Annotated in this window: 20 protein-coding genes; 1 reads left to right on the plus strand and 19 read right to left on the minus strand. The window is 65.7% G+C overall.

Going from position 1 to position 21998, the window contains the following annotated elements; all coding sequences use genetic code 11:
* Positions 1-8: 8 nt before the first annotated feature.
* The 6 genes from C8C93_RS00935 to C8C93_RS00960 all read right to left on the minus strand — a co-directional run bounded on the left by C8C93_RS00935 (position 9) and on the right by C8C93_RS00960 (position 4191).
* Positions 9-485 carry a RidA family protein gene (locus C8C93_RS00935; RefSeq protein WP_121505601.1) on the minus strand — a complete coding sequence of 159 codons (477 nt, stop codon included), beginning with the start codon at positions 483-485 and terminating at the stop codon, positions 9-11.
* The gene (locus tag C8C93_RS00940; RefSeq protein WP_121505602.1) at positions 482-1801 is read right to left on the minus strand and encodes an amidohydrolase family protein; all 1320 of its coding nucleotides are present in this window, start codon (positions 1799-1801) and stop codon (positions 482-484) included. Before C8C93_RS00940 ends, C8C93_RS00935 begins: the two co-directional genes overlap by 4 nt.
* Before the next feature lie 23 nt (positions 1802-1824).
* On the minus strand, positions 1825-2412 hold the full coding sequence (locus tag C8C93_RS00945) for an NAD(P)H-dependent oxidoreductase (RefSeq protein ID WP_055394835.1): 588 nt from the start codon (positions 2410-2412) through the stop codon (positions 1825-1827).
* Between the two features lie 32 nt (positions 2413-2444).
* A complete protein-coding gene (locus C8C93_RS00950; protein ID WP_121505603.1) occupies positions 2445-2738 on the minus strand; it encodes a 2Fe-2S iron-sulfur cluster binding domain-containing protein in 294 nt (97 codons plus the stop codon).
* Between the two features lie 189 nt (positions 2739-2927).
* On the minus strand, positions 2928-3584 hold the full coding sequence (locus C8C93_RS00955; RefSeq protein ID WP_121505604.1) for a TetR/AcrR family transcriptional regulator: 657 nt from the start codon (positions 3582-3584) through the stop codon (positions 2928-2930).
* A 79-nt stretch (positions 3585-3663) separates the two neighbouring features.
* Positions 3664-4191, minus strand: coding sequence for a nucleoside deaminase (locus C8C93_RS00960; RefSeq protein ID WP_121505605.1), 528 nt, complete (start codon positions 4189-4191; stop codon positions 3664-3666).
* A 434-nt stretch (positions 4192-4625) separates the two neighbouring features.
* On the opposite strand from C8C93_RS00960, the gene C8C93_RS00965 reads away from it, so the two are divergent.
* Positions 4626-5621 (plus strand): isopenicillin N synthase family oxygenase, encoded by a 996-nt coding sequence (locus C8C93_RS00965; protein WP_121505606.1) that lies wholly within the window; start codon positions 4626-4628, stop codon positions 5619-5621.
* Between the two features lie 30 nt (positions 5622-5651).
* Here C8C93_RS00965 and otnI read toward each other — a convergent pair whose 3' ends face one another.
* The 13 genes from otnI to C8C93_RS01035 all read right to left on the minus strand — a co-directional run bounded on the left by otnI (position 5652) and on the right by C8C93_RS01035 (position 21847).
* A complete protein-coding gene (gene otnI / locus C8C93_RS00970; protein WP_121505607.1) occupies positions 5652-6449 on the minus strand; it encodes a 2-oxo-tetronate isomerase in 798 nt (265 codons plus the stop codon).
* 27 nt (positions 6450-6476) lie between these two features.
* The gene (locus C8C93_RS00975; RefSeq protein WP_121505608.1) at positions 6477-7544 is read right to left on the minus strand and encodes an alpha/beta fold hydrolase; all 1068 of its coding nucleotides are present in this window, start codon (positions 7542-7544) and stop codon (positions 6477-6479) included.
* 56 nt (positions 7545-7600) lie between these two features.
* On the minus strand, positions 7601-8290 hold the full coding sequence (locus C8C93_RS00980) for an aldolase (RefSeq protein WP_121508611.1): 690 nt from the start codon (positions 8288-8290) through the stop codon (positions 7601-7603).
* A 17-nt stretch (positions 8291-8307) separates the two neighbouring features.
* Positions 8308-9579 (minus strand): 3-oxo-tetronate kinase, encoded by a 1272-nt coding sequence (otnK, locus tag C8C93_RS00985; RefSeq protein WP_121505609.1) that lies wholly within the window; start codon positions 9577-9579, stop codon positions 8308-8310.
* Positions 9576-10487 carry an L-threonate dehydrogenase gene (gene ltnD / locus C8C93_RS00990; RefSeq protein ID WP_121505610.1) on the minus strand — a complete coding sequence of 304 codons (912 nt, stop codon included), beginning with the start codon at positions 10485-10487 and terminating at the stop codon, positions 9576-9578. Before ltnD ends, otnK begins: the two co-directional genes overlap by 4 nt.
* Positions 10488-10524: 37 nt before the next feature.
* Complete coding sequence (locus C8C93_RS00995) at positions 10525-11892, minus strand: GntP family transporter (RefSeq protein WP_121505611.1); 1368 nt, start codon at positions 11890-11892, stop codon at positions 10525-10527.
* A 374-nt stretch (positions 11893-12266) separates the two neighbouring features.
* Positions 12267-13046: a FadR/GntR family transcriptional regulator gene (locus tag C8C93_RS01000; protein ID WP_121505612.1), complete on the minus strand. Its 780-nt coding sequence runs from the start codon at positions 13044-13046 to the stop codon at positions 12267-12269.
* Between the two features lie 109 nt (positions 13047-13155).
* Positions 13156-14238 carry a patatin-like phospholipase family protein gene (locus C8C93_RS01005; RefSeq protein ID WP_233559221.1) on the minus strand — a complete coding sequence of 361 codons (1083 nt, stop codon included), beginning with the start codon at positions 14236-14238 and terminating at the stop codon, positions 13156-13158.
* Between the two features lie 266 nt (positions 14239-14504).
* Positions 14505-15272 (minus strand): ABC transporter permease, encoded by a 768-nt coding sequence (locus tag C8C93_RS01010; RefSeq protein ID WP_121505613.1) that lies wholly within the window; start codon positions 15270-15272, stop codon positions 14505-14507.
* Positions 15273-15290: 18 nt separating this feature from the next.
* Positions 15291-16115 (minus strand): ABC transporter ATP-binding protein, encoded by an 825-nt coding sequence (locus C8C93_RS01015; RefSeq protein ID WP_121505614.1) that lies wholly within the window; start codon positions 16113-16115, stop codon positions 15291-15293.
* Between the two features lie 163 nt (positions 16116-16278).
* Positions 16279-17310 carry an ABC transporter substrate-binding protein gene (locus tag C8C93_RS01020; RefSeq protein WP_121505615.1) on the minus strand — a complete coding sequence of 344 codons (1032 nt, stop codon included), beginning with the start codon at positions 17308-17310 and terminating at the stop codon, positions 16279-16281.
* Positions 17311-17603: 293 nt separating this feature from the next.
* Positions 17604-19910, minus strand: a complete 2307-nt coding sequence (locus tag C8C93_RS01025) for an NADP-dependent malic enzyme (protein ID WP_121505616.1) — start codon at positions 19908-19910, stop codon at positions 17604-17606.
* A 449-nt stretch (positions 19911-20359) separates the two neighbouring features.
* Positions 20360-21847: a nucleobase:cation symporter-2 family protein gene (locus C8C93_RS01035; protein ID WP_121505617.1), complete on the minus strand. Its 1488-nt coding sequence runs from the start codon at positions 21845-21847 to the stop codon at positions 20360-20362.
* Positions 21848-21998 lie beyond the last annotated feature (151 nt).

Raw genomic sequence — 21998 nt, forward strand, 5'->3', positions numbered from 1 at the left:
AGCTGTTGTCAGCGCAAAGGGAGGTAGGCCGTGGCCTCCACCTCGATGAGGATGTCGGGCGTGGGCAACATGCCGCTCACTTCCACCACGGTGGATGCAGGGGGCTCGCCGGGGAAGAACAGCTTGCGCACGCGGCTGTACTGCGGGAAGTGGTCCAGGTTCTTGAAGTACTGCACCAGCTTGAACACGTCGGACATCTGGCCGCCCGCCGCTTCAATGGTCTGGCGAATGCGGTCCAGCACATACCAGCTCTGCGCGAGGATGGGGCCCTCCTTGATGTCGCTGCTGAACTCGCCCGTGCGGCCAATCAGCGTGGCGGCCTCGTCAGGGATGTCGGCATAGCCGCGCACGATGCGGCTGGCGGCAGGGTCCACGGCGATGATCCCGCTCAGGTAGATGAAGTCGCCTGCGCGGCGCCATGCGGCGTAGCGGGCCAGGGGCTGGGCGATACCTGGCGCAGGTACGGGTGCTGATGTGGGGCTCATGCCAGGCTCCTTGCGGATTGGGTGGTTGGCACATGCCAGGCAGCCGGTGCATGGCCGCTGGCGACGCGGCCCTGGCGCAGCACCACACGGCCTTGCGCGCGCGATGGAAAGCCCCAGTGGTCGGCCTGTGTGAAAACCAGCAGGTCGGCCGCCGTGCCGGGCTGCAGCGGCAGCGCCGTGGTGCCAGTGCGGCCGGTGCGCAGCCAGTCGGTGCGGCACAGCGATTCGCTCCATTGGTCGAAAGGTGCATCCAGCTGCGCAGCCAGAACGCCCGTGGCCAGGGCCTCCAGCGGGTCAAAGCTGCCTACGGGGCAGAACGGGTCTTGCACGTTGTCGCTGGCGACCAGCACCGGGATGCCACGTGCGCGCGCCTCCTTCACCAGCGTCAGACCACGCTGGCGCGGTGTGCGGCCGGTGGTGGCGTCCTGCAGCAGCAGGTTGGTGATGGGCAGCGTGACCAGCGTGATCGGGCTTTGTGCCACCGCGTCGAGCGTGGCGAGGGCCGTGGCCTCGTCCTGTGCGGCCAGTGCGCAGGTGTGGCCGCAGACCACATGGCCTTCGAAACCCAGCTCCTTGAGCAGTGCGGCGGTGGTCGCCAAGCCCTGGGCGCCGGGGTGCAGTTCTTCGTCCACATGCAGGTCCACGTTCAGGCCGTGGTGTTGTGCGGCTTCCAACAGGAGGCGCAGGGCCTGCGGGTCCCAGTTGGTGGAATGCACAAAGCCGCCTAGCAATGCGCCGGGGCCGCTCGCAGCCACGGTGGCGGCCAGTCGCAGGGCGGCGCTGCGGTCCGTATACAGGTGTAAGGGGATCAGGCTCACGCGCTCCAGCGTGATGCGGTCGGCCCAGTCGTGGGCCAGTGCGCGCAACACGTTCCAGGCCAGTGGCTGCGCGTCGGGCTCCCACCAGTCGCAGTGGGTGCGCAGGTGCACGGTGCCTGCGTCGTAGGCCCATTGCAGCGCGCGGCTGGCGCGGGCGTGGATGTCGGCTTCGGTCCAGCCCTGGCGGTCCACCATCATGGCCTCGATGGCGCCCAGCAGGCCTGGTTTGACCACGCCCATGCGGGGTAGGGTGAAGGCCTTGTCCAGGTGGGTGTGGGCATCGACCAGGCCGGGCAGCACCAGCGCGCCTGCCACGTCCCACACAGCGCCGTGTAGCGCAGGCTGGGTGCCGTGGGGCAGCACTTGCACGATGCGGCCCTGGGCCAGGCGCAGATCGGCCAGTGCGGGCTGGTGGCCCTGCTGCGGCCACGCGGAGGGCAGCAGCCAGCGCGGCAACCGGGCGCGCAGGATGTGGTCGGGGGTGTTGGATGCGTGCATGCCGTGGCCCTTAGAACGTTGTCTTATGCAAAGCGCGCCATCGCCTGGCCCACGCGGGCCTTGAAGGCCGCCAGCCGGGGCGGTGTGGCCACGTTCATGTGGTAGTAGGCGTGGTAGTTCACCCGCGCCTTGCCGCCCGTGAGCAGGCGCATGTAGCGGGTGATGGACTTGCGCGGCGGGTCGCCCATGAACAGGGCCGTCCAGCGGGGGCGCCCGTAAGTGACCACGGCCGAGATGCGCTTGATGTGCGTGAGCGAGGGTTTGACGTTGTGCGGGTCGCTGATGTCAAAGGCCACGCCGGGCATGAGCACGCGGTCGAAAAATCCCTTGAGCATCGCCGGCATGCCAAAGCACCAGGTGGGAAAGCAGAAGACCACGGCTTCGGCCCAGAGCAGGCGGTCCACATAGCCCTGCACAGGCAACTGGTTGCTGGGCACCTCGTGGTAGCCCAGGCGCTCTTCGCGTGTCATCACGGGGTTGAAGCCCTCGGCGTACAGGTCGCAGTCGTCCACCTCATGGCCCGCGCCGCGCAGCTGCTGCACCACCTCGGTGTGCAGGGCTGCGTTGTAGCTGGTCTCTACCGGGTGGCAATAGATCACGAGGATGCGCATGGCGGGGGTCCTTCGGGTTGTGGGGGATGGGCCTAGAGGTCCAGCGTCAGCGTGGCGCTGTGGCTGCGTGCGCAGCACACGGCGACGTGGGTGGCATGCTCTGCAGTGCTCAGGCAGCTGTCGCGGTGGTCGGGCTCGCCGTCCAGCCAGCGGGTCACGCAGGTGCCGCACACGCCCTGCTCGCACAGGGTTTCGAGCGGCACGCCAGCGAGCTGCAGCACGTCGGCCATGCTCTCGCCGGAGGCAACGGGCAAGCGCATATGGCTGCGCTGCAGGATCAGCTCGAACGTGTGTTCTGTGCGGGCGGTGTCAGGGGCTGTCTGCATTGTTTGACCATGTGATTTGATCGATTGGTCAAACTATTGCAAAGGCTGTGCCAGCCACAAAAAGCGGTCAAACGTCTTTGTGGTGGATCAACGCGGCCTGAAAGCGGCTTTTGACGCCGCGCGCTGGTGCAAATTTCCCGGGACTCGTCCCTCGGGCACCCGAGGGATGCCCAGAATGGGGCGGGGGCCTTAGTCTGGTGCGAGGCCGCAGCCCAGCAGCACAAAGCTGGTGAGTTCACGCACGATGGGCTCGCGGTCGATGGGCTCGTCGGGCGCCAGGCCCAGCATGATGTGCACCTGCACGCCGTAGTCGGCGTAGTGCTGCGTCATGCCCCAGATCTGCATGAGCAGCAGCGTGGGATTCACGGCGCGCATGCGGCCCTCGGTAATCCAGCGGTTGATCAGGTCCACCTTCTGCTGGGTGGACTTGACGGCCACCGGCCAGTATTTGCCCAGATTGCGCCCACCTCCAAGCACCTCGGTGGTGAAGATGCGCGACAGGCCTGGGTTGTCCAGCGCGTAGTCGAGCTTCTTGCGCACGTAGCTGCTCAACACCTTCTTGGGGTCGTCGCTGTTGCTGTCGAAAATGAAGGCGCCCGACCAGCCGTTGAGCACCGAGTACAGCAGCTCTTCATAGAGTTCTTCCTTGCTGCTGATGTAGTAGTGCAGCTGCGGCTTGGTGAGGCCCGCACGCTCGGCAATGGCCTTGGTGGATGCCCCCTTGAAACCATGGCGGCTGAACTCGGCAATGGCCGCCTCGCGGATGGCGGTGAGGATGCGCTCGCGCCCTTGTTTGGCGCGGCCCAGGAGTGCGCCTGAGGCGACATCGGTTTCGGTTTCAGTCATGGACGGGCGGGGTGCGGGATGCGCGGCTTGCACAGGGACAACAGGTAGAAGATAGCGATTTTGCGCGCTACTGCTCGCTTCACGCTTTCCAGAAGCCGATGTGGGGAACGCTGGCCTCCTCGATCAGCGCGGGGCCAATGCACTCGATGGAATGGGGCGATGCTGCGAACACATCGCGACAGGACAGCTCTGCATCGCGTTGTTCCGCTCGCTCGCCGCGATAAACCCGCAGGCGAACGGCGTCAATGCCAAACACCACGCGACCGATGCCAGACCAGAAAATTGCGCCTGCGCACATCACGCAGGGCTCGGCCGACGAGTACAGCGTGGCCTTGGCCAGTGCATCGCGGCCCACGCGAGGGCTGAGCTGGCGCACGGCGTTGGTTTCGGCATGGCCTGTGCAGTCGCCAGTTTCAGTGGTGTTGCAGTAAGCCTCGGCAAGCAGTTCGCCGCCTGCGCCCACCACCACGGCGCCAAATGGACGATTGCCGCGCGCGCGTGCCGTGCAGGACCAGACGATGGCCTGGCGCAGGTAGGTGCCGTCGGTGTCGTTGATGGGCGTGGGGTCGTCAAAACTGGCAGGGCGTGCAGACATGAGCGCGTGCATGGGGTGTCTCCGTCGATGGTGGGTGGGTTGCTGTCGTTGTGCAACGCCGGACTGTCTGCACGCCCGCCGTTGTGGTGCAGGGCGCTATGCATTTGGCATGCCAATCACAATCAGTGACATGTATGCATGGCTTTTGACGCGCTGTGCACAAGCGCTTTGACTGCTTGCTGGCACACATGCAAGGCGCTGTGGGCATTCTTCTTGCATCGCCATTGGCAAGAGTAGAAGCGTTCACTGCGTAGCCCCTGTGCAATCCTGCACGAGGCGATGCCAGTCGGAAATTGCTCTTGAAGCCCGCTGTGCGCACAGCGGTGTGCGCTTGCACACCGTGGCTTCAAGGGTTGAACGGACGGCCGCAGCAGGCGGTGCCAAACGCTCTTGAAGCACCCAGCGGGAGGGCCTTTCTTCCTTCCACTTGTCTTCAGGAGAACTGCATGACCACCACTGCCACCTACGACCTCGCCGAGCTGCAAAGAGAAACGCGCATGGGCGCGATGGGCTCGGAAACCGCGAGCCGCGAGATCCGCCGCATCGACCTCAGCCAGTTTGCTCAGCGCAAGACCGAGATTGCCGACCAGCTGTGGGACGCCGCCGTCGATGTCGGCTTTTTCCAGATCGTGAACCACGGCATTGACCTGGCCGAGGTGCACAACGCCTTCGCGATGACCGAGCGCTTCTTTGCGCTGCCGGATGCCGTGAAGGCGCAGTACCCGCTCAAGAAGGCGCTCAATGTGGGCTGGGAGAGCCGCGCGCAGGTCCGCCCCTCCACCGGCACACCGGACCAGAAGGAGTCGTACCAGATCACCCGCCCGCACATGGCAGGCCTGTGGCCCACCGACGAGGAGCTGGCGGGCTTTCAGGCCACCATGCTCGCCTTTGAGGGCCAGTGCTGGCAGGTGGCCATGCAGGTGCTGTCTTGCTTTGCGTGGAAGCTGGGGTTTGACGAGGCCTTCTTTGCCCGTGCGCACGACCCTGCACCGGCCAGCTACCAAAGCACCTTGCGCCTGCTGCACTACTTTGCGACTCCGCCCGAGCAACAAGCCAGCCTGGGCCTGTGGCGCGCCGGGGCGCATACCGACTTTGATTGCCTGACCCTGCTCTTTCAGCGCCAGGGCCAGGGCGGCCTGCAGGTGTGCCCGGGCAAGGAGATGGACACCCAGGCCTGGACCTCGGTAGAGCCCGACGAGCAGGCCATCACCTGCAATATCGGCGACATGCTGATGCGCTGGAGTGACGACCAGCTGCCCAGCAACTTCCATCGTGTGAAGAACCCGCTGCCGGGCGAGTACATGGGCCCGCGCTACAGCATCGCCTTCTTTGCCCAGGCCAACCGCGACGCCATCATCGAAGGGCCGGGCAAGAAGTACCCGGCGATTGCTGCGGGTGACTACCTGAACCAGCGGGTGGCGGCCAACTTCAAGGCGTACTGATGGCGCGTAGGCCGCCGGTGGCCGTGCGGCTTACAGCCAGGGCTGGAGCCAGCCCAGTCCGTCGCTGGTGGCGTGGGCTGCTGCGCCGCGCGCGGGGCGGTATTCGCAGCCGATCCAGCCGTCATAGCCCAGGCTGTCCAGCAGCTTGAACAGGTAGGTGTAGTTGATTTCGCCCACATCAGGCTCGTGGCGCTCGGGCACACCGGCAATCTGGAAGTGGCCGACGTTGCCGGTGGGCAGGTACTGGCGCACCTTCATGGCCAGGTCGCCTTCCACGATCTGGCAGTGGTACAGGTCCATCTGCACCTTGACGTTGGGGGCACCGATCTCGGCGATCAGCGCATGGGCCTGGTCCTGGCGGCTCAGGAAGAAGCCGGGCATGTCGCGGCCGTTGATGGGCTCCAGCAGGATCTGGATGCCATGGGGCGCGGCCTGTTCGGCCGCGTAGCGCACGTTGGCGATGTAGGTGGCGTGCACGTTGGCCGCATCTGCACCCTGGGGCACCAGCCCGGCCATCACGTGGATGCGGGGGCATTGCAGGGCCTGGGCGTATTCAACCGCTTTGGTAATGCCGTCGCGGAACTCGGCCTCACGCCCCGGCAGGCAGGTAAGCCCGCGTTCGCCCGCGTCCCAGTTGCCAGGGGGGGCGTTGAACAACACCTGCTGCAGGCCGTTGGCTTGCAGCCGCGTGGCCAGTTCTTGCGCCGGGTAGGCGTAGGGAAAGAGGTACTCCACCGCCTTGAAACCATCGCGGGCAGCGGCGGCAAAGCGATCGAGAAAGTCCACGTCGTTGTAGAGCATGGACAGGTTGGCGGCAAAGCGGGGCATGAGAAAAGGCTTTCTGAAAAAAACGGGTCAGCGGCGCGGTGCGCTGGTGAGCACCTGGGCCAGCCGGTCTTGGTACAAGCGCGCCAGGCCCACCGTGCCGTGGCCGAGGGTGTCAGCGCTGGCAGGGATCAGGTAGGCCTGGGCGTGCGGGATGCGGGCGATGGCTTTGTCCAGCACACCCAGCTCGGGTGGGTTGCGCTCATCGTCTGCCGAGTTGATGGCCAGTACGCGCGCGGTGATGCGTTCCAGCCCGGGCTCGGGGTCGTAGTCGCGCGATGCTTCCCACTGGTAGATGTGGTCGTTGGCATCGCCACGGAAAGGCGCTTTGAGGCGTTGCTCCACCAGGGCATCGGCCGCAGCGCGGTTGGGGGCCAGCTTTTGCAAGCCTTGATTGCCACCGTTGGTGCCCGTGCCAAAAAACACCGACGCAAACTGCAGACTGCGGGGCTGGCGGGTGTAGTTGCCGCCTTGCCATTCGGGGTCGTTGCGGATGGCATCGATCAGCAGGCGGCGCATCATCCAGTTGCGGCCCGACATGGCGGTGGGCAGCGAGGCCATGGGCACGGCAATGTCCATGAAGTCGGGATGGCGCTGGGCCCACACCCAGGTGTGCATGCCGCCCATGGAGTTGCCAATGATGGCGCGCACATGGCGCACTCCCAGGTGCTCGGTCAGCAGGCGGTACTGGGCCTGCACCATGTCGTCGTAGTTGTAGGCCGGAAAGGCGGCGCGCAGGCCGTCCGATGGCTTGCTGGAGCGGCCGGTGCCGATGGCGTCCGGCAGGATGATGAAGTGCTTGCGTGCATCCAGCGGCTGCCCGGGGCCAAACAGCGTGCCTGCAAAGCCGGGTGTGAGCATGCTCTCTGCCGAGCCATTGGTGCCATGCAGCACCAGCACGGGCTCTCCGGTGGGCTCGCCCACGGTGGAGTAGGCCAGCTTGAGTTCGGGCAGGGTCTGGCCGGTGTGGAAGCGGAAGTCCTTGACCACCCATTCGCCGTGCTTGGGGGCGGGGTAGTCCGCAGCCGATGCGCCACCGGTGGTCAGCACGCCCAGCAGCACGGGGGCAAAGGCTTTGCGCCAGAAAGAAAGGGTCATGGTTTGTCTCCTTGTGTGTGTTCTTTCGTCCCCGCGCCTTGTGCGCAGCCCGCCCGTTACCAGTGGGCACCAAAGCTCTGGCGCAGCTCCTCGATCTGGGGCTCGGTCAGCGGTGTGGGGCGGGGCTGGCACAGCAGCCACAGGCGTGCGGTTTCTTCCAGCTCTTCCAGCACGGCCATGGCGGCGGCGGGCGTGTCGTGCCACACATTGGGCCCCAGGCGCGCCAGCATCACAGCATGCACGGGGCTGCCCTGGGCGGCATAGCGGGTGATGGTCTGCGCCACCAGTGCAGCCGCTGCGGCGTCACCCGGGCGGTGGTACGGGATGTGCGGCACGCGGCCTACCTTCATGACGAAGTAGGGCGTGATGGGGGGCAGCAATTGCGCATCGGACGCCAACTGGCCGTCTGCGGCGGTGTCGGCTTGCAGCGAGCAGGCCACCAGATGCGTGCTGTGGGTGTGGATCACGCAGCGTGCAGGTGCGGCTGTCGATGCCGATGCCTCGTAAATCTGCCGGTGCAGCGCAATGGTTTTGCTGGCCCGGTCGCCCGCCATCTGCTGGCCCTGTGCGTCCAGGCGCGCCAGCCGCTCGGGCTGCAGTGTGCCCAGGCAGGCATCGGTGGGGGTGATGAGGTAGCCATCGGCCAAGCGCACGCTGATATTGCCTGCGGTGGCATGCACATAGCCCCGCTCAAACAGGCTGCGGCCCACGCGGCAGATTTCGTCGCGGGCCTGGCGCTCATCCATGAAGGCAGGGGTAGAGGTCATGCCTGCAATTGTGCAAAAGCCTTGGTGAAAAAGTCGGTGCTACCAAAATTGCCCGACTTCAGCGTGATGTGCAGCCCGTCCTTGGCGTCGGGGGCCACGGCGTGGCACCACGGTACGCCGGGGTCAATCTGCGCGCCAATGCGCATTTGCGTGATGCCGAGGGCCTGCACGCAGGCGCCCGAGGTTTCGCCTCCCGCCACGATGAGTTGGCGCACACCGCGCTGCACCAGGCCGCGTGCAATGGCGGCAATGGTTTCTTCCACCATGGCACCGGCTTTCTCGGAACCCAGCTTGCCCTGAATGGTGCGCACGGCCGAGGGCTCGGCGGTGGAATACACCAGCACCGGGCCTTGGCTCATGTGGCCTTCAGCCCATGCCAGCGCTTCGGCGGCCACGTCCACGCCCGCAGCAATGCGCAGCGGGTCGATGGCCAGGGCGGGCTTGCCTGCCTTGATGAAATCCATCACCTGCTGGTTGGTCGCCACGGAGCAACTGCCCGACACGATGGCCTGCAGCCCTTGCGCGGCGGGCAGGCGGGCGGCCTCGTTGCTGGGGACCACGCCAAAGTTGCCCGGCAGGCCAATCGCCACGCCCGAGCCTGCGGTGACCAGCGGCATGCCCTTGAGGGCAGGGCCCAGGCGCAGCAGGTCGGCGTTGGACACCGCATCGACCACGGCCATGCGCACGCCCTCGGCCTTGAGTTGATCGGTGCGCGCGCGGATGGCGGCCTCGCCCTGTGCGACCACGCTGTGGTCGATCAGGCCCACGCGGCTGGGTGTTTGTGCCTGCAGCACGCGCACCAGGTTGGGGTCGGTCATGGGCGTGAGCGGGTGGTTCTGCATGCCGCTCTCGTTCAGCAGCACATCGCCCACAAACAGGTAGCCCTTGAACACGGTGCGCTTGTTGTCGGGGAACGCGGGCGTGGCGATGGTGAAGTCGGTGCCCAGGGCCTGCATCAGCGCATCGGTCACGGGGCCGATGTTGCCTTCGGCCGTGCTGTCAAAGGTGGAGCAGTATTTGAAGTAGATCTGCTCGGCGCCTTGCGCTTTCAGCCATTGCAGCGCGGCCAGGGACTGGGCGATGGCCTCGTCTTTGGGAATGGTGCGCGACTTGAGCGCGACCACAATGGCGTCTGCCTCGGCGTCGAGCGGTGCGGTGGGCACGCCCATGGCCTGCACCACGCGCATGCCTGCGCGCACGAGGTTGTTGGCCAGGTCGGTCGCGCCCGTGAAGTCGTCGGCAATGCAGCCCAGCAACGCGCGTGTCATGCCTTCTCCTTTCCTTCGGGCAACGTGATGCCAGGGAAGATCTTGATCACTGCGCTGTCATCTTCCTTGGCAAAGCCTGCGGTGGAGGCTTGCATGAACATCTGGTGCGCCGTGGCGGCCAGCGGCAGGGGGAATTTGCTGGCGCGTGCGGTGTCCAGCACCAGGCCTAGGTCCTTCACGAAGATATCGACGGCCGACAGCGGCGTGTAGTCGCCCGCCAGCACATGGGCCATGCGGTTTTCAAACATCCAGCTGTTGCCCGCGCTGTTCGTGATCACTTCATACAAGGCGCTGGCCTCCACGCCTTCGCGCAGGCCCAGGGCCATGGCTTCGGCGGCTACGGCAATGTGCACACCGGCCAGCAGCTGGTTGATGATCTTGACCTTGCTGCCCGCACCCGCCTTGTCGCCCAGGCGGTACACCTTGCCGGCCATGCCGTCGAGCACAGCGCCCGCCGCGGCATAGGCCTCGGGCTTGGCCGAGGTCATCATGGTCATCTGGCCCGATGCGGCCTTGGCTGCGCCGCCGGAGATGGGCGCGTCCACATAGTGCAGGCCCAGGGCGTTGAGGCGGGCTTCCATCGCCACCGACCAGTTGGGGTCCACGGTGGAGCACATCACAAAGGTGCTGCCGGGGCGCATGGTGCTGGCTGCACCGCTTTGGCCGTCGTCGCCAAACAGCACGCTCTCGGTCTGTGCCGCGTTGACCACCACCGACACCACCACATCACTCACCGCTGCCAGCGCAGCGGTGTTGGCGTGGGCGGTGCCGCCGTCCGCCACAAAGGCATCGGCCACGCCGGGGCGCACGTCACACACGTGGATGGTGAAACCGTTGTTGCGCAGGGTCTTGGCAATGCCAGCGCCCATGGCGCCCAGGCCGATGATGCCGACGGTGGGTTTTGTCATGTTGTCAGTCCTTCAAAGAAATTCAAAAAGGGGGCGTTCAGGCCACCAGCACCCAAAGCAAAGCCGTGAGTGCAAAACCCGCCAGGCCCAGCACAGTGGTCAGTACGGTCCAGGTGCGCAGGCCATCGCCCACGCTCAGGCCCAGGTAGCGGGTCACGATCCAGAAGCCCGAATCGTTGACGTGCGACAGCCCAAGGCTGCCAAAGCCGATGGCAACCGTGAGCAGCGCCACTTGCAAGGGGGAATACCCGCCACCTGCAATGGCATCGGCCAGCAGGCCGCAGGTGGTGATGATGGCCACGGTGGCCGAACCCTGGGCAGCGCGCAGGGCCAGAGAGATGATGAATGCCAGCAGGATGAGCGGCAGATGGGTAGCGGTGAGGCTTTGCGACAGCGCAGCGCCAATGCCGCTGGCCGTGAGCACCTTGGCAAACACCCCGCCTGCACCCGTCACCAGAATCACGGTGGCGGCGGGGGGCAGGGCGGATTCCATGATGGCGTTGGTGCGCTCGCGGTTCCAGCCCTGGTTGCGGCCCAGCAGAAACATCGCCAGGCCCACGGCCACCATCAGCGCAAAGATGGGCGAGCCGATGAAGCCCAGCACGTTGCGCAGGTTGTCGCCCTTGGGCAGCAGCGTGGCGCCGGTGGTGCCCGCCATGATGAGGGCCAGGGGGATGAGGATCAGCGCCATGATGGTGCCGACGCTTGGAGCAGCGCTTGCTTTGCTGGTCTTGCTGTCTTCGCTGTTGCCAAAGGCTGCAAACTGCTCGGCCGTCGTGGGCAGCATGGGGTAGCCCTTGCGATTGAGCCAGCCCGCCACGACCTGCGACAGCGCCGCCAGAGGGATGCAGATGGCCAGGCCAATGATGGTGATCCAGCCAATGTCGCCCTTGACGATGGCCGCACCGCCCACGATGCCGGGGTGCGGTGGCACCACCACGTGCGCAGCCAGCATGATGCCCGCTACGGGCAGGCCGAACTTGATGGGGTTCACGCCCGCCGCCTTGCAAAAGCCGTAGACGATGGGCACCAGGATGATGAAGCCCACATCAAAAAACACCGGGATGGCCAGCACCAGCGCGGCGGCCGTGAGCGCCATGGGCACCCGTGTGGGGCCCAGCAGCTGCGTGAAGCGGTTGGCTAGGCTGGCGGCGCCGCCTGAGACCTCGATCATGCGCCCCAGCATGGAGCCCAGCGCCACCAGGATGGCCACCGACCCCAGCGTGCCGCCCATGCCTGCAATCAGCGTGCTGATGATGTCGCCAATGGGCATGCCCGTGGCAAAAGCCACCAGAAAGCTCACCAGCATCATCGCCACGAAGGCGTGGACCTGCCAGCGGATGATGAGCAACAGGAGCAGGGCAATGCTGCCGGCGCCGATGCCGAGAAGTGCGAGGGTGGACATGAACGGGGTATCTCCGGGATGGAAGGGGGGCAGGCCCAGATGGAGGCCGATGAAAACGGCCTGGTGAGGAAGGCTGGGCGCACCCGGTTTGATATGTTTATATGGTTATCATACAAATTATTGCGATCTGCATTCCTACGGGTTAACCCGCGTGTGCCCGTGCGTGGAGAGGGCGGGTGACGCACTTTTGAGGCGTTTTAGTGCTCAAGCGATAGTGCAATATGCCTGAGTAGCTACTAAATAAGTAGCAAATCAACAATGTGGCCGGGGCGCAAGCCCCGCCGCCGCCACGCCACAAGCCTCACACGGCTGCGAGTTACGCCGCTAACGCAGACGCGTTCAAGCCCGTTGCGCAGGCATCTCAGCGATGCAGCTCAGAACACCATTGGCGCGGATGCCGCCACCAGCGGCTGGGCCAGTCGCGCGCCGTCCTGGGCCCAGAACGACAGGTCCGCCTGCTCAATGCGGGCCAGTGCATTCTTCATGTGCTGCGCCGCGGCGGCACGTGCAGCCACCGGGTCGCCCGCCTCGATGGCGCGCACGATGTGGGTGTGCTCGTGGGTCACCGCATCGGCAAAGTCGGCGCGCCGCGCCTCGTTGGCGCGGGTCACGCGGGTGGCGCCCTTGAGAAACTGCGCCAGATAGTCCAGCGTGCTGATCATGAACGGGTTGCCTGCCGCCTGGGCGATGGCGCGGTGGAACAGCACGTCTTCCTCTACCCCGTCGCGGCCTGCGCGCACGGCGTCGGCAATGTGCTGCATGGCGGCGCGGATGGCGGCAATGTCTTCATCGGTGCGACGCAGGGCTGCCAGCTCGGCCACCTCGGCCTCCAGCGCACGGCGCACTTCCACGATCTGCATCACCGCCTCGCGCGATGCGGCAAGGGGCACATCGAACTGCAGCGGCTCGATGCCCGGCGCGAGCACATACACGCCGCTACCCTGCCGCGAGTCCACGAGCCCCAGCGACTTGAGGCGCGAGATGGCCTCGCGCACCACCGTGCGGCTGACCTGAAACTGCTGCGCCAGCACCGCCTCGGTGGGCAGCTTGTCGGACGCCTGGATGCGGCCCGCGCGGATCTCGGCCTCCAGCGCGCTGGCCACCTGGTCGGAGAGCTTGGCGCTGGGTTTGACGGCGGAGAACGGCGAAGACATGGGCGGGGCGGGCAGTGGGGCGTGAAGTCGGTGCCGGGATGTGTGGGCAGGCCGGGGCGCAGGTGACTTTACCCGAAGGGCACTGCGCCGGAATCGTTTGTTTGCCGCGCTACTTGGGCGCCGGGCAGGAGTCGTCCAGTTTGGCCAGGCCCGCCAGCTTCTGCAGCCGGCTGCGGTTGTCCAGGCAGGCCTGGTGCTGCACCTCGGTCGCCTTCTGCTGGGCCTGCACCGCCGCCTTGCTGCGCTCGGCCTGGAGCTGGGCCACACGCTCGCGGATTTGCGGCATCACGGCCAGCGCGGCCTTCTCGCCTTCCACGATGGCGTTGGCGCGCTGGCTGAAGTCGGCGGCGCCGATGTCCAGCACCTGCGGGCGCACGATTACGTCGGCCCGCGCCAGTTCTGCCTGGCCCAGCTTCTGGCCCATGATGGCAATGGACTGGTTGAGCGCGCCCAGCATGTTGCCCGGCGTCTGGCCCCGGGCCTTGTTGGAGATGTCCACCGCGATCACGATGTCGGCGCCCAGCTGGCGCGCGGCGTCCACCGGCACCGGGCTCACGATGCCGCCGTCCACAAAATGGTATTTGCCGATGGTGACGGGCTGGAACACGCCGGGAACGCTGCTCGATGCACGTACCGCCTGCCCCGTGTTGCCGCGTGCAAACACCGTGCGCTCGCCATCTTCGAGGCGCGTTGCCACCACCACAAACGGTTTGGCCATCTGCTCCAGCGGCTTGCGGCGCACCTGCTCGTTCACATAGTCTTCGAGCTTCTGGCCCAGCACCAGGCCGCCGGACGACAGCTGCGGGTCGCGGATCTTGGCTTCGTCCAGCGCCACAGCCTTTTCCTGCATTTCGAACGCATTCATGCCGCTGGCATACAGCGCACCGACCACGCTGCCTGCGCTGGTGCCAGAGACCACAGCGGGCGCGAAGCCGTTGGCTTCCAACATCTTGATCACGCCGATGTGCGCAAACCCCTTGGCGGCGCCGCCGCCCAGCGCGATGCCGATGCGGATGGGGGCGGGGGTAGATGTCGCCAGCGGCGCGCTGGGGGAATCGTCGGCGCGCGCGGGGGCGGTGCTGGTGCTGCCGCATGCCGCCAGCCAGAGGGTCGCCGCCGTGACGATGGCGATCCGGATGACGGGGGGCGCTGCAAACGCCGCGATGGGGTGGAAAAGGGCGGTCAGGTGCATGCCGGGAGTCCTGCGGTCAACGGGCGGGCAGTATATCGGCGGCGTTTTGGCAGCGCGGGAAATACGGCCTTTGCTTCTGAAGAGGAAGTGCCGGCGCATCCTTTGCACTGGCAAGGAGCGCAATCGTCGAAACCGGCGCGGCCTGGTCGAGAACCGCCGCGCAAGGGCCGCCCCGCCGCGCTGGCGGTGTCCCCCTTCCCGAATCGCGCCAGCGATTCGAGAGAACGGGGAAGGCGCCGAAGGCGACTCAGGGGGATGTACCCTACCTACTCGCCTTGCGAACCCCGGTGTGCCCACCCTGTGGTGCGCTTTTCGATCCAGCTGAACAACTCGTACATCACCATGGCCATCGCACCCACCACCATCAGGCCCGCAAAGGCCAGGCCCATCTGCATGGACGAGCCCGCGCTGATGAGCAGGTAGCCGATGCCTTCGTTGGCGGCGGTCATCTCCGACACCGTGGTGCCCACAAACGCGAGCGTGATGGCGACCTTGAGCGAGCCGTAGAAGTACGGCATGGATCGCGGCAGGCCCACCTTGGTCAGCACATCCCAGCGCTTGGCGCCGAGCACGCGCAGCACGTCTTCCAGCTCGGGCTCCAGGGTGGCCAGGCCGGTGGCGATGTTGACCATGATGGGGAAGAAGCTGATGAGAAATGCCGTGAGGATGGCAGGCCCCACGCCAATGCCAAACCACACCACCAGGATGGGCACGAAGGCCGCCTTGGGCAGTGCGTTGAAGGCTGTCATCAGCGGGTACACGGCGGCATAGGCCAGGCGAGAACTGCCGATCACAAAACCCAGCAGCACGCCCACAACAATGGCAATGCCAAAGCCCGCCATCGTGACCCAGTAGGTGCGCCAAGCGTGGGCGGCGATCACGCCGCTGAACTCGACCAGCTGCGTGGCAATGACCCAGGGGCTGGGGAAGAGAAATTCGGGGACGCTGAAGGCCGAACAGGTGATTTGCCACAGCAGGATGGTGGCGGTCAGCAGCAGCCAGGGGGACCAGCGCTCTACGGTTTTCTTGTGCATGGTGGGAAGGTCTTCGGGTTACTGCTGGATGGGCGCGCCTGCTTTTCGCAGGGCACCGATGTGGCCGCGCAGTTCATGCACGATGTCGGTGAATTCCTTGGTGTAGGTCACCTCCAGGTCGCGCGGGCGGGGCCGCTCGATCTCCTTGCGCACCACAAACCGGCCCGGGCTCTTGCTCATCACATACACCGTGTCGGCCAGGAAGACCGATTCGCGCAGGTCGTGCGTGACCAGGATCACGTTGAATTTCTGCTCGGTCCACAGGTCGCGCAGGATGCACCACAGCTCCTCGCGCGTGAAGGCATCCAGCGCCCCAAACGGCTCGTCCAGCAGCAGCATCTTGGGCTCGTGGATCAGCGCGCGGCAGATGCTGGCGCGCTGCTGCATGCCGCCCGACAGCTGCCAGGGAAACTTGTCCTCATAGCCCGCGAGGCCCACCTTCTGCAGCAGCTTGCGGGCGCGTTCTTCGTATTCCTTGCGTTTTTGCTTGAAGTTGCTGCGGTAGGGCTCGACGATTTCGAGCGGCAGCAGCACGTTGTCCACCGTGGTGCGCCAGGGCAGCAGCGAGGGCGCCTGAAACGCCATGCCCGAGACCTTGAGCGGCCCCGTCACCGGCTGGCCGTCGATGAGAATCTTGCCCATCGATGGCATCTTCAGCCCCGTGGCCAGCTTCATGAAGGTGGACTTGCCACAGCCCGAGGGGCCCACGATGGCGATGAATTCGCCCTGGCGTACCTGCAGGTCGATGGCCTCCACCGCAAACTGGTTCTTGGCGCGCAGCTCGTCGTTGTACGCGAGCCAGACATCGCGGAAGTCCACAAAGTAGGAATCAGCAGCCTGCATCAGAGGTCCGTAGTGAGTAGTGTTTGTGCACCGAGGTTGATGCTGGGCGCGGCCCAGGCCAGCGCCCCCGTGCAAGGGCCGCCCCGCCGCACCGGGGGCGTCCCCCTCCCGACTCGCGCAGCGAGTCGAGAGAGGGGGAAGGCGCGAAGCGACTCAGGGGGTGTCACTTCTTCGGCAGGATGTTCAACTCCGCCGTGCTGGGCAGGAAGCTGGGGTTCCACACATCGTCGGCGTTCACGCGGGTCTTGGTGTTGAACGCGTCCGACACCTGCGATGCCATCAGCGACAGGCGGCCGGGCTTGGCTTGGCCAAAACCTTCGGCGCGGGCGTCGGGGCTGTTGATGACAGTGTCAATGGCCAGTTGCAGGCGGCGGGTTTCGAGCGGCACGTTCACGATGCCGTCGCGCGCCTTCACATGCTCGATAGCGGCTGCGGGGTTGGCGATCACTTCCTTGGCACCCTTGGCAAAGGCCGACAGGAACGCTTTGATGGCGGCCGGGTTCTCCTTGATGAGCTTCGGAGACGCGATGATCACGTTGCCATAGAGCTTCACGCCGAAATCGGCATAGGGCAGCACCACCACGTCGGCGGCCTTGGCGCCACGGGCTTCCAGGTTCAGGAGCGAGGTGAAGGTGAAGCCGGTGATGGCGTCCACATCGCCGCGCACCAGCATGGTTTCGCGCAGGGGCGGGTCCATGGCCGTCCAGGTCACAGCGCCAATGCCGTTGGCCTTCTGGAAGATGGGGAACGCGCGGCGGCCTGCGTCGAACACGGGGGCGCCCAGCTTCTTGCCGGCCAGGTCGGCGGGCTTGGTGATGCCGCTCTTTTTCAGCGCCATGACCGATGCGGGCGTGTTGTTGTAGACCATCATCACCGCCACGGGCTTGTTCTGCGCGTCGGGGTTGTTGGCGTGGAACTCCATCACGGCGGCCAGGTCGGCAAAGCCCATGTCGTACGTGCCCGAGGCCACGCGCTGCACTGCACCACCCGAGCCGTTGCCAGCATCCACGGCCACATCCAGGCCTGCGGCCTTGAAGTAACCCTTGGCCACGGGCTGCAGGAACAGCGCGGCGGGGCCTTCAAAGCGCCAGTCGAGCTGGAACTTGATGGGCGTGGTGGCCTGCGCCTGGGCCAGTGAGGTGCTGCCGATCAGGGCCAGGGCGGCAGCGGTTTGCATGAACAGTCTCTTTTTCATCGGGGGCTCCTGTCGGGCGAGGGGAAATGCGGTGAGGGAAGGCATGGGCCCCATCCAGGGGCCATACACCTGCAGTCAGCAAAAACGATGCCCGGTTTGTGTACGCGGGTGCTTTGCTGTGCCCCATTGTTCACCGAAGTGGTGCACGCCAGCATGCTGGGTTTCCCGAAATGGTGCATGCGCCGGGTGAGGGGTTGGCTTGCCCATGAAAAACGGGGCCCGTGGGCCCCTTTGCAACGGTGTGTGGGCAGGCCTGATCATGGACTGCGCACGGTCAGCACGGCACAGCGCGCTCAGCGTGGCCGGGCGGCAGCGCTGGCCACGGCCAGGGCCGTCATGTTGAGCACCCGGCGCACGGTGGCAGCCGGGGTCAGGATGTAGGCCGTGGCAGCGGCACCCATCAGGATGGGGCCCACCGTGACGCCACCGCTGGTGGTCGTCTTGAGCACGTTGTAGAGGATGTTGGCAGCATCCAGGTTGGGGCAGATCAGCAGGTTGGCCGAGTCCGTCAGGGTCGAATCCGCCATGTAGGCGTTGCGGATGTTCGGCTCCAGCGCGGCATCGCCGTGCAGCTCACCGTCACACTCGATCTCGGGGTGGGCGGCCACGAACAGGTCGCGCGCCTCGCGCATCTTGCGGGCCGATGCGCGCTTGGACGAGCCATAGCTGGAGTGCGACAGGAAAGCGACCTTGGGTGGGATGCCAAAGCGTTGCACCTCCTGCACAGACATCCAGGCGATGTCCGCCAGCTGCTGTGCCGTGGGGTCTTCGTTCACGTAGGTGTCGGCAATGAACAGCGTGCCCCGGTTGGTCATCAGCGCGTTCAGGGCAGCGTAGTTGTGGGCACCTTCCTGGCGGCCGATGATGCTGTGGATGCGTTCCAGGTGCGTTTCATACGTGCCCACCAGGCCGCAGATCATCGCGTCGGCATCGCCCAGCTTGACCATTAGCGAGGCAATGATGGTGTTGGAGCGGCGCACGGCGGCCTTGGCCACTTCGGGCGAGGCGCCGTTGCGCTTCATGAGCTGGTGGTAGTGCTCCCAGTACTGGCGAAAGCGTGGGTCGTCCTCGGGGTTGCACACCTCCACATCCTTGCCCAGCTGCATGCGCAGACCGGCCTTGGCGATGCGCGCAGCAATCACGGCAGGGCGACCGATGAGGATGGGTTGCGCGATCTTGTCGTCGATGGCCATCTGCGCGGCACGCAGGGCGCGTTCGTCTTCACCGTCGGCGTAGGCCACGCGCTTTTGTGCATCGGGCAGGGCCTTGGCCGCGTTGATCACGGGGCGCATCAGCATGCCGGTCTGGTAGACAAAGCGCGACAGCGTTTCCTTGTAGGCCTCCATGTCTTCGATGGGGCGCGTGGCCACGCCCGATTCGGCAGCGGCCTTGGCCACGGCGGGCGCGATCTTGAGGATCAGGCGCGAGTCGAACGGTGTAGGGATGAGGTAGTCGGGGCCAAAGGTCAGCTCTTTGCCCGCATAGGCGCTGGCCACTTCTTCGCTGATGTCGGCCTTGGCCAGGTCGGCGATCTGGCGCACGCAGGCCAGCTTCATGGCTTCGGTGATCTTGGTCGCGCCGCAGTCCAGCGCGCCGCGGAAGATGTACGGGAAACACAGGACGTTGTTGACCTGGTTGGGGTAGTCCGAGCGGCCCGTGGCAATGATGCAGTCGGGGCGCACGGCCTTGGCCAGTTCGGGGCGGATCTCGGGCTCGGGGTTGGCCAGCGCCAGGATGATGGGCTTGGGGCCCATGGTCTTGACCATCTCGGCCGTGAGCACGCCGGGGGCCGAGCAGCCCAGGAACACATCGGCGCCGTTGACGGCATCGGCCAGCGTGCGGGCATCGGTCTTTTGCGCGTATCGCGCCTTCGACTCATCGTAGCCCCCGGGGCGGCCTTCGTAGATCACGCCCTTGGAGTCGCAGACAAAGACGTTCTCGATCTTCACGCCCAGGCCCACCATCACGTTCAGGCAGGCAATGGCGGCCGCGCCCGCGCCCGACACGGCGATCTTGACCTGGTCGATCTGCTTGCCAACCAGCTCCAGGCCGTTGAGCAGCGCCGCGCTGCTGATGATGGCCGTGCCGTGCTGGTCGTCATGGAACACCGGGATGTTCATGCGCTTGCTGAGTTCGCGCTCGATGTAAAAGCACTCGGGCGCCTTGATGTCTTCGAGGTTGATGCCGCCCAGCGTGGGTTCCAGCGCCGCGATGATCTCGATGAGCTTGTCGGGGTCGCGCTCGGCCAGTTCGATGTCGAACACATCGACACCGGCAAACTTCTTGAACAGGCAGCCCTTGCCTTCCATCACCGGCTTGCTGGCCAGTGGGCCGATGTCGCCCAGGCCCAGCACCGCCGTGCCGTTGGTGATCACCGCGACCAGGTTGCCGCGCGATGTGTAGTCAAACGCCTTGGAGGGGTCGGCCGCGATGTCCAGGCACGGATAGGCCACGCCTGGCGAGTAGGCCAGCGACAGGTCGCGCTGGTTGGACAGCGGCTTGGTGGGGGTGACCGAAATCTTGCCCCGGGTGGGATTGCGGTGGTATTCGCGCGCAGCGTCGCGCAGGGCCTGTTCGGCGGCGGAAATGTTCTGTGTCATACGGAAATCCTGGAAGTCCTCGGCGGAATGCAAAACAAGGGTACCCGATGGCGTGGGCGGCTGGCATGCAGGTTTATGCGGATGCGGCATAAGAGCCTGTTCGAAGTCTTTTTGGAGTCGCACAAGTCCCTTGCCGGGATGGGATGCAAGGCGCGGGGTGCCGCCAATAGCCCGTGCTATTGGCAAGCGCCGCAACGCCGCAGACCGCCCGGCAAGGCACTTGCCCGCAGGGTTGGAGTGAAATCGGGCGATTGGACGCTCCGGCTGCTTGCATGGGCATGAGCCCATGCGGCGCATCCGACGCATCCACTCCTCCCGATTGCACTCCAATGCGATCTCCAAAAAGACTTTGAACAGGCTCTAAGGCCAAAACCCCCTGGCAGCCATGGCGGACAGGGGGCGGAGCCACGCGGGCGGTGTCAGGTTTTCGGCAGCGTGCAGGCGGGATGCTAGTGGGCGTCGGCCTGGCGTGCGGCGTTGACAGCGGCGGAGGTGTCGCGGCTGGCGCCATTGAAGAAAACGTTCAGGGCCACCGCCGTGATCGAGGCCAGGAGGATACCGGATTCGATCAGCGGGTGGATGGCATGCGGCATCCACTGGCGGAAGTTGGGCGCGATCAGCGGCACCATGCCCACGCCGATGGATACGGCCACGATCATGGCGTTGAAGCGGTTGGTCTTGAAGTCCACCCCGCCCAGAATGCGGATGCCTGTGGCCGCCACCATGCCGAACATCACCAGGCCCGCGCCGCCCAGCACCATGGTGGGCAGCGACTCGACCAGCGCGGCCATCTTGGGCAGCACGCCCAGCACGATCAGGATCACGCCGCCGGCCACGCACACAAAGCGGCTCTTGACGCCGGTGACGGCGACCAGCCCCACGTTCTGCGAGAAGCTGGTGTACGGAAAGGTGTTGAAGATGCCACCCAGCAGCGTGCCCAGGCCGTCGGTGCGCAGGCCGCGCGTGAGGGCCGCCTGGTCCACCTTGCGGTCGGTCATCTCCCCCAGGGCCAGGAACATGCCGGTGGATTCGATCATGACCACGATCATCACCAGGGTCATGGTCAGGATCAGGATGGGGTCGAAGACAGGGTTGGCAATCTCGAACGGCAGCACCAGGTCAAACCACTGTGCCTTGGCCACCTTGTCGAAGTTCATCAGTCCCATGCCCACGGCCACCACTGCGCCGATCACGATGCCCAACAGCACCGAGATGTTGGCGACGAAGCCCTTGGCGAACTTGGCTATCAGCAGGATGGACAGCAGCACCAGGGCCGAGATGCCTACGCCGGTCAGGTCCGCGTACTTGGGGTTGGGCACCGTGGGCACCACCGCAAAGCCCTTGGGCACCGGAGGCAGCGAAGAGCCGGGGGCTCCGGCAGCGGCTTGGGCATCGGCCAGCCACTTGAGGTGCTCGGGGTTGGGCACGCTGGGCGCCGTGGGGCCCACGGGGTTGCCAAAGATCCAGTTGATGCCCACGCGCATCAGGCTGATGCCGATCACCGCGATGATGGTGCCCGTGACCACCGGCGGGAAGAACCGGAGCATGCGGCTGACCAGCGGAGCGATCAGGATGGAAATCACGCCCGCGCCAATCACCGAGCCAAAGATCAACCCGGCCCCGGCCGTGCCGCCCGTGGTCTGCGCCATCGAGACCATGGGCGCCACCGATGCGAAGGTCACCCCCATCATCACGGGCAGCTGAATGCCGAACCAGCGCGAGGCGCCGAGCGCCTGGATCAGCGTGACCAGCCCGCATACAAACAGGTCGGCCGAAATCAGCTTGGCAACCTGATCGGGCGTGAGGTTGAGGGCGCGGCCCACGATGAGCGGCACCGCTACAGCGCCCGCATACATCACCAGCACATGCTGCAAGCCTAGCGCCGTGAGTCGCCCCAAAGGTAGGTGTTCGTCCACGGGGTGTACAGGCGGGTTCATGCGAGTCTTTCGGGGGTTGGGGGTATGAATACGGAAGGGACACCTGAGCCGGATGGTGCACAAGTGTCCATACAAAAATCGTATACAAAATGACCGGACGCGCTTATCCCGGTAAACCCTTAGAGGGGCGCAGCAAAATACCCGCCTGCAG

Source organism: Acidovorax sp. 93 (assembly GCF_003633835.1).
GTDB classification, from domain to species: domain Bacteria; phylum Pseudomonadota; class Gammaproteobacteria; order Burkholderiales; family Burkholderiaceae_C; genus Acidovorax; species Acidovorax facilis.

Bases quoted from the DNA above. Each gene is read 5' to 3' on its own strand.
- C8C93_RS01035 (WP_121505617.1), bottom strand. From the start codon at position 21,847: ATGAACCCGCCTGTACACCCCGTGGACGAACACCTACCTTTGGGGCGA.
- C8C93_RS01025 (WP_121505616.1), bottom strand. From the start codon at position 19,910: ATGACACAGAACATTTCCGCCGCCGAACAGGCCCTGCGCGACGCTGCG.
- C8C93_RS00945 (WP_055394835.1), bottom strand. From the start codon at position 2,412: ATGCGCATCCTCGTGATCTATTGCCACCCGGTAGAGACCAGCTACAAC.
- C8C93_RS00955 (WP_121505604.1), bottom strand. From the start codon at position 3,584: ATGACTGAAACCGAAACCGATGTCGCCTCAGGCGCACTCCTGGGCCGC.
- C8C93_RS00980 (WP_121508611.1), bottom strand. From the start codon at position 8,290: ATGGATGAGCGCCAGGCCCGCGACGAAATCTGCCGCGTGGGCCGCAGC.
- C8C93_RS01010 (WP_121505613.1), bottom strand. From the start codon at position 15,272: ATGCACAAGAAAACCGTAGAGCGCTGGTCCCCCTGGCTGCTGCTGACC.
- otnI (WP_121505607.1), bottom strand. From the start codon at position 6,449: ATGCCCCGCTTTGCCGCCAACCTGTCCATGCTCTACAACGACGTGGAC.
- C8C93_RS00965 (WP_121505606.1), top strand. From the start codon at position 4,626: ATGACCACCACTGCCACCTACGACCTCGCCGAGCTGCAAAGAGAAACG.
- C8C93_RS00960 (WP_121505605.1), bottom strand. From the start codon at position 4,191: ATGCACGCGCTCATGTCTGCACGCCCTGCCAGTTTTGACGACCCCACG.
- C8C93_RS01005 (WP_233559221.1), bottom strand. From the start codon at position 14,238: ATGCACCTGACCGCCCTTTTCCACCCCATCGCGGCGTTTGCAGCGCCC.
- C8C93_RS00975 (WP_121505608.1), bottom strand. From the start codon at position 7,544: ATGACCCTTTCTTTCTGGCGCAAAGCCTTTGCCCCCGTGCTGCTGGGC.
- otnK (WP_121505609.1), bottom strand. From the start codon at position 9,579: ATGACACGCGCGTTGCTGGGCTGCATTGCCGACGACTTCACGGGCGCG.
- C8C93_RS00995 (WP_121505611.1), bottom strand. From the start codon at position 11,892: ATGTCCACCCTCGCACTTCTCGGCATCGGCGCCGGCAGCATTGCCCTG.
- ltnD (WP_121505610.1), bottom strand. From the start codon at position 10,487: ATGACAAAACCCACCGTCGGCATCATCGGCCTGGGCGCCATGGGCGCT.
- C8C93_RS00940 (WP_121505602.1), bottom strand. From the start codon at position 1,801: ATGCACGCATCCAACACCCCCGACCACATCCTGCGCGCCCGGTTGCCG.
- C8C93_RS00950 (WP_121505603.1), bottom strand. From the start codon at position 2,738: ATGCAGACAGCCCCTGACACCGCCCGCACAGAACACACGTTCGAGCTG.
- C8C93_RS01000 (WP_121505612.1), bottom strand. From the start codon at position 13,046: ATGTCTTCGCCGTTCTCCGCCGTCAAACCCAGCGCCAAGCTCTCCGAC.
- C8C93_RS01020 (WP_121505615.1), bottom strand. From the start codon at position 17,310: ATGAAAAAGAGACTGTTCATGCAAACCGCTGCCGCCCTGGCCCTGATC.
- C8C93_RS00935 (WP_121505601.1), bottom strand. From the start codon at position 485: ATGAGCCCCACATCAGCACCCGTACCTGCGCCAGGTATCGCCCAGCCC.
- C8C93_RS01015 (WP_121505614.1), bottom strand. From the start codon at position 16,115: ATGCAGGCTGCTGATTCCTACTTTGTGGACTTCCGCGATGTCTGGCTC.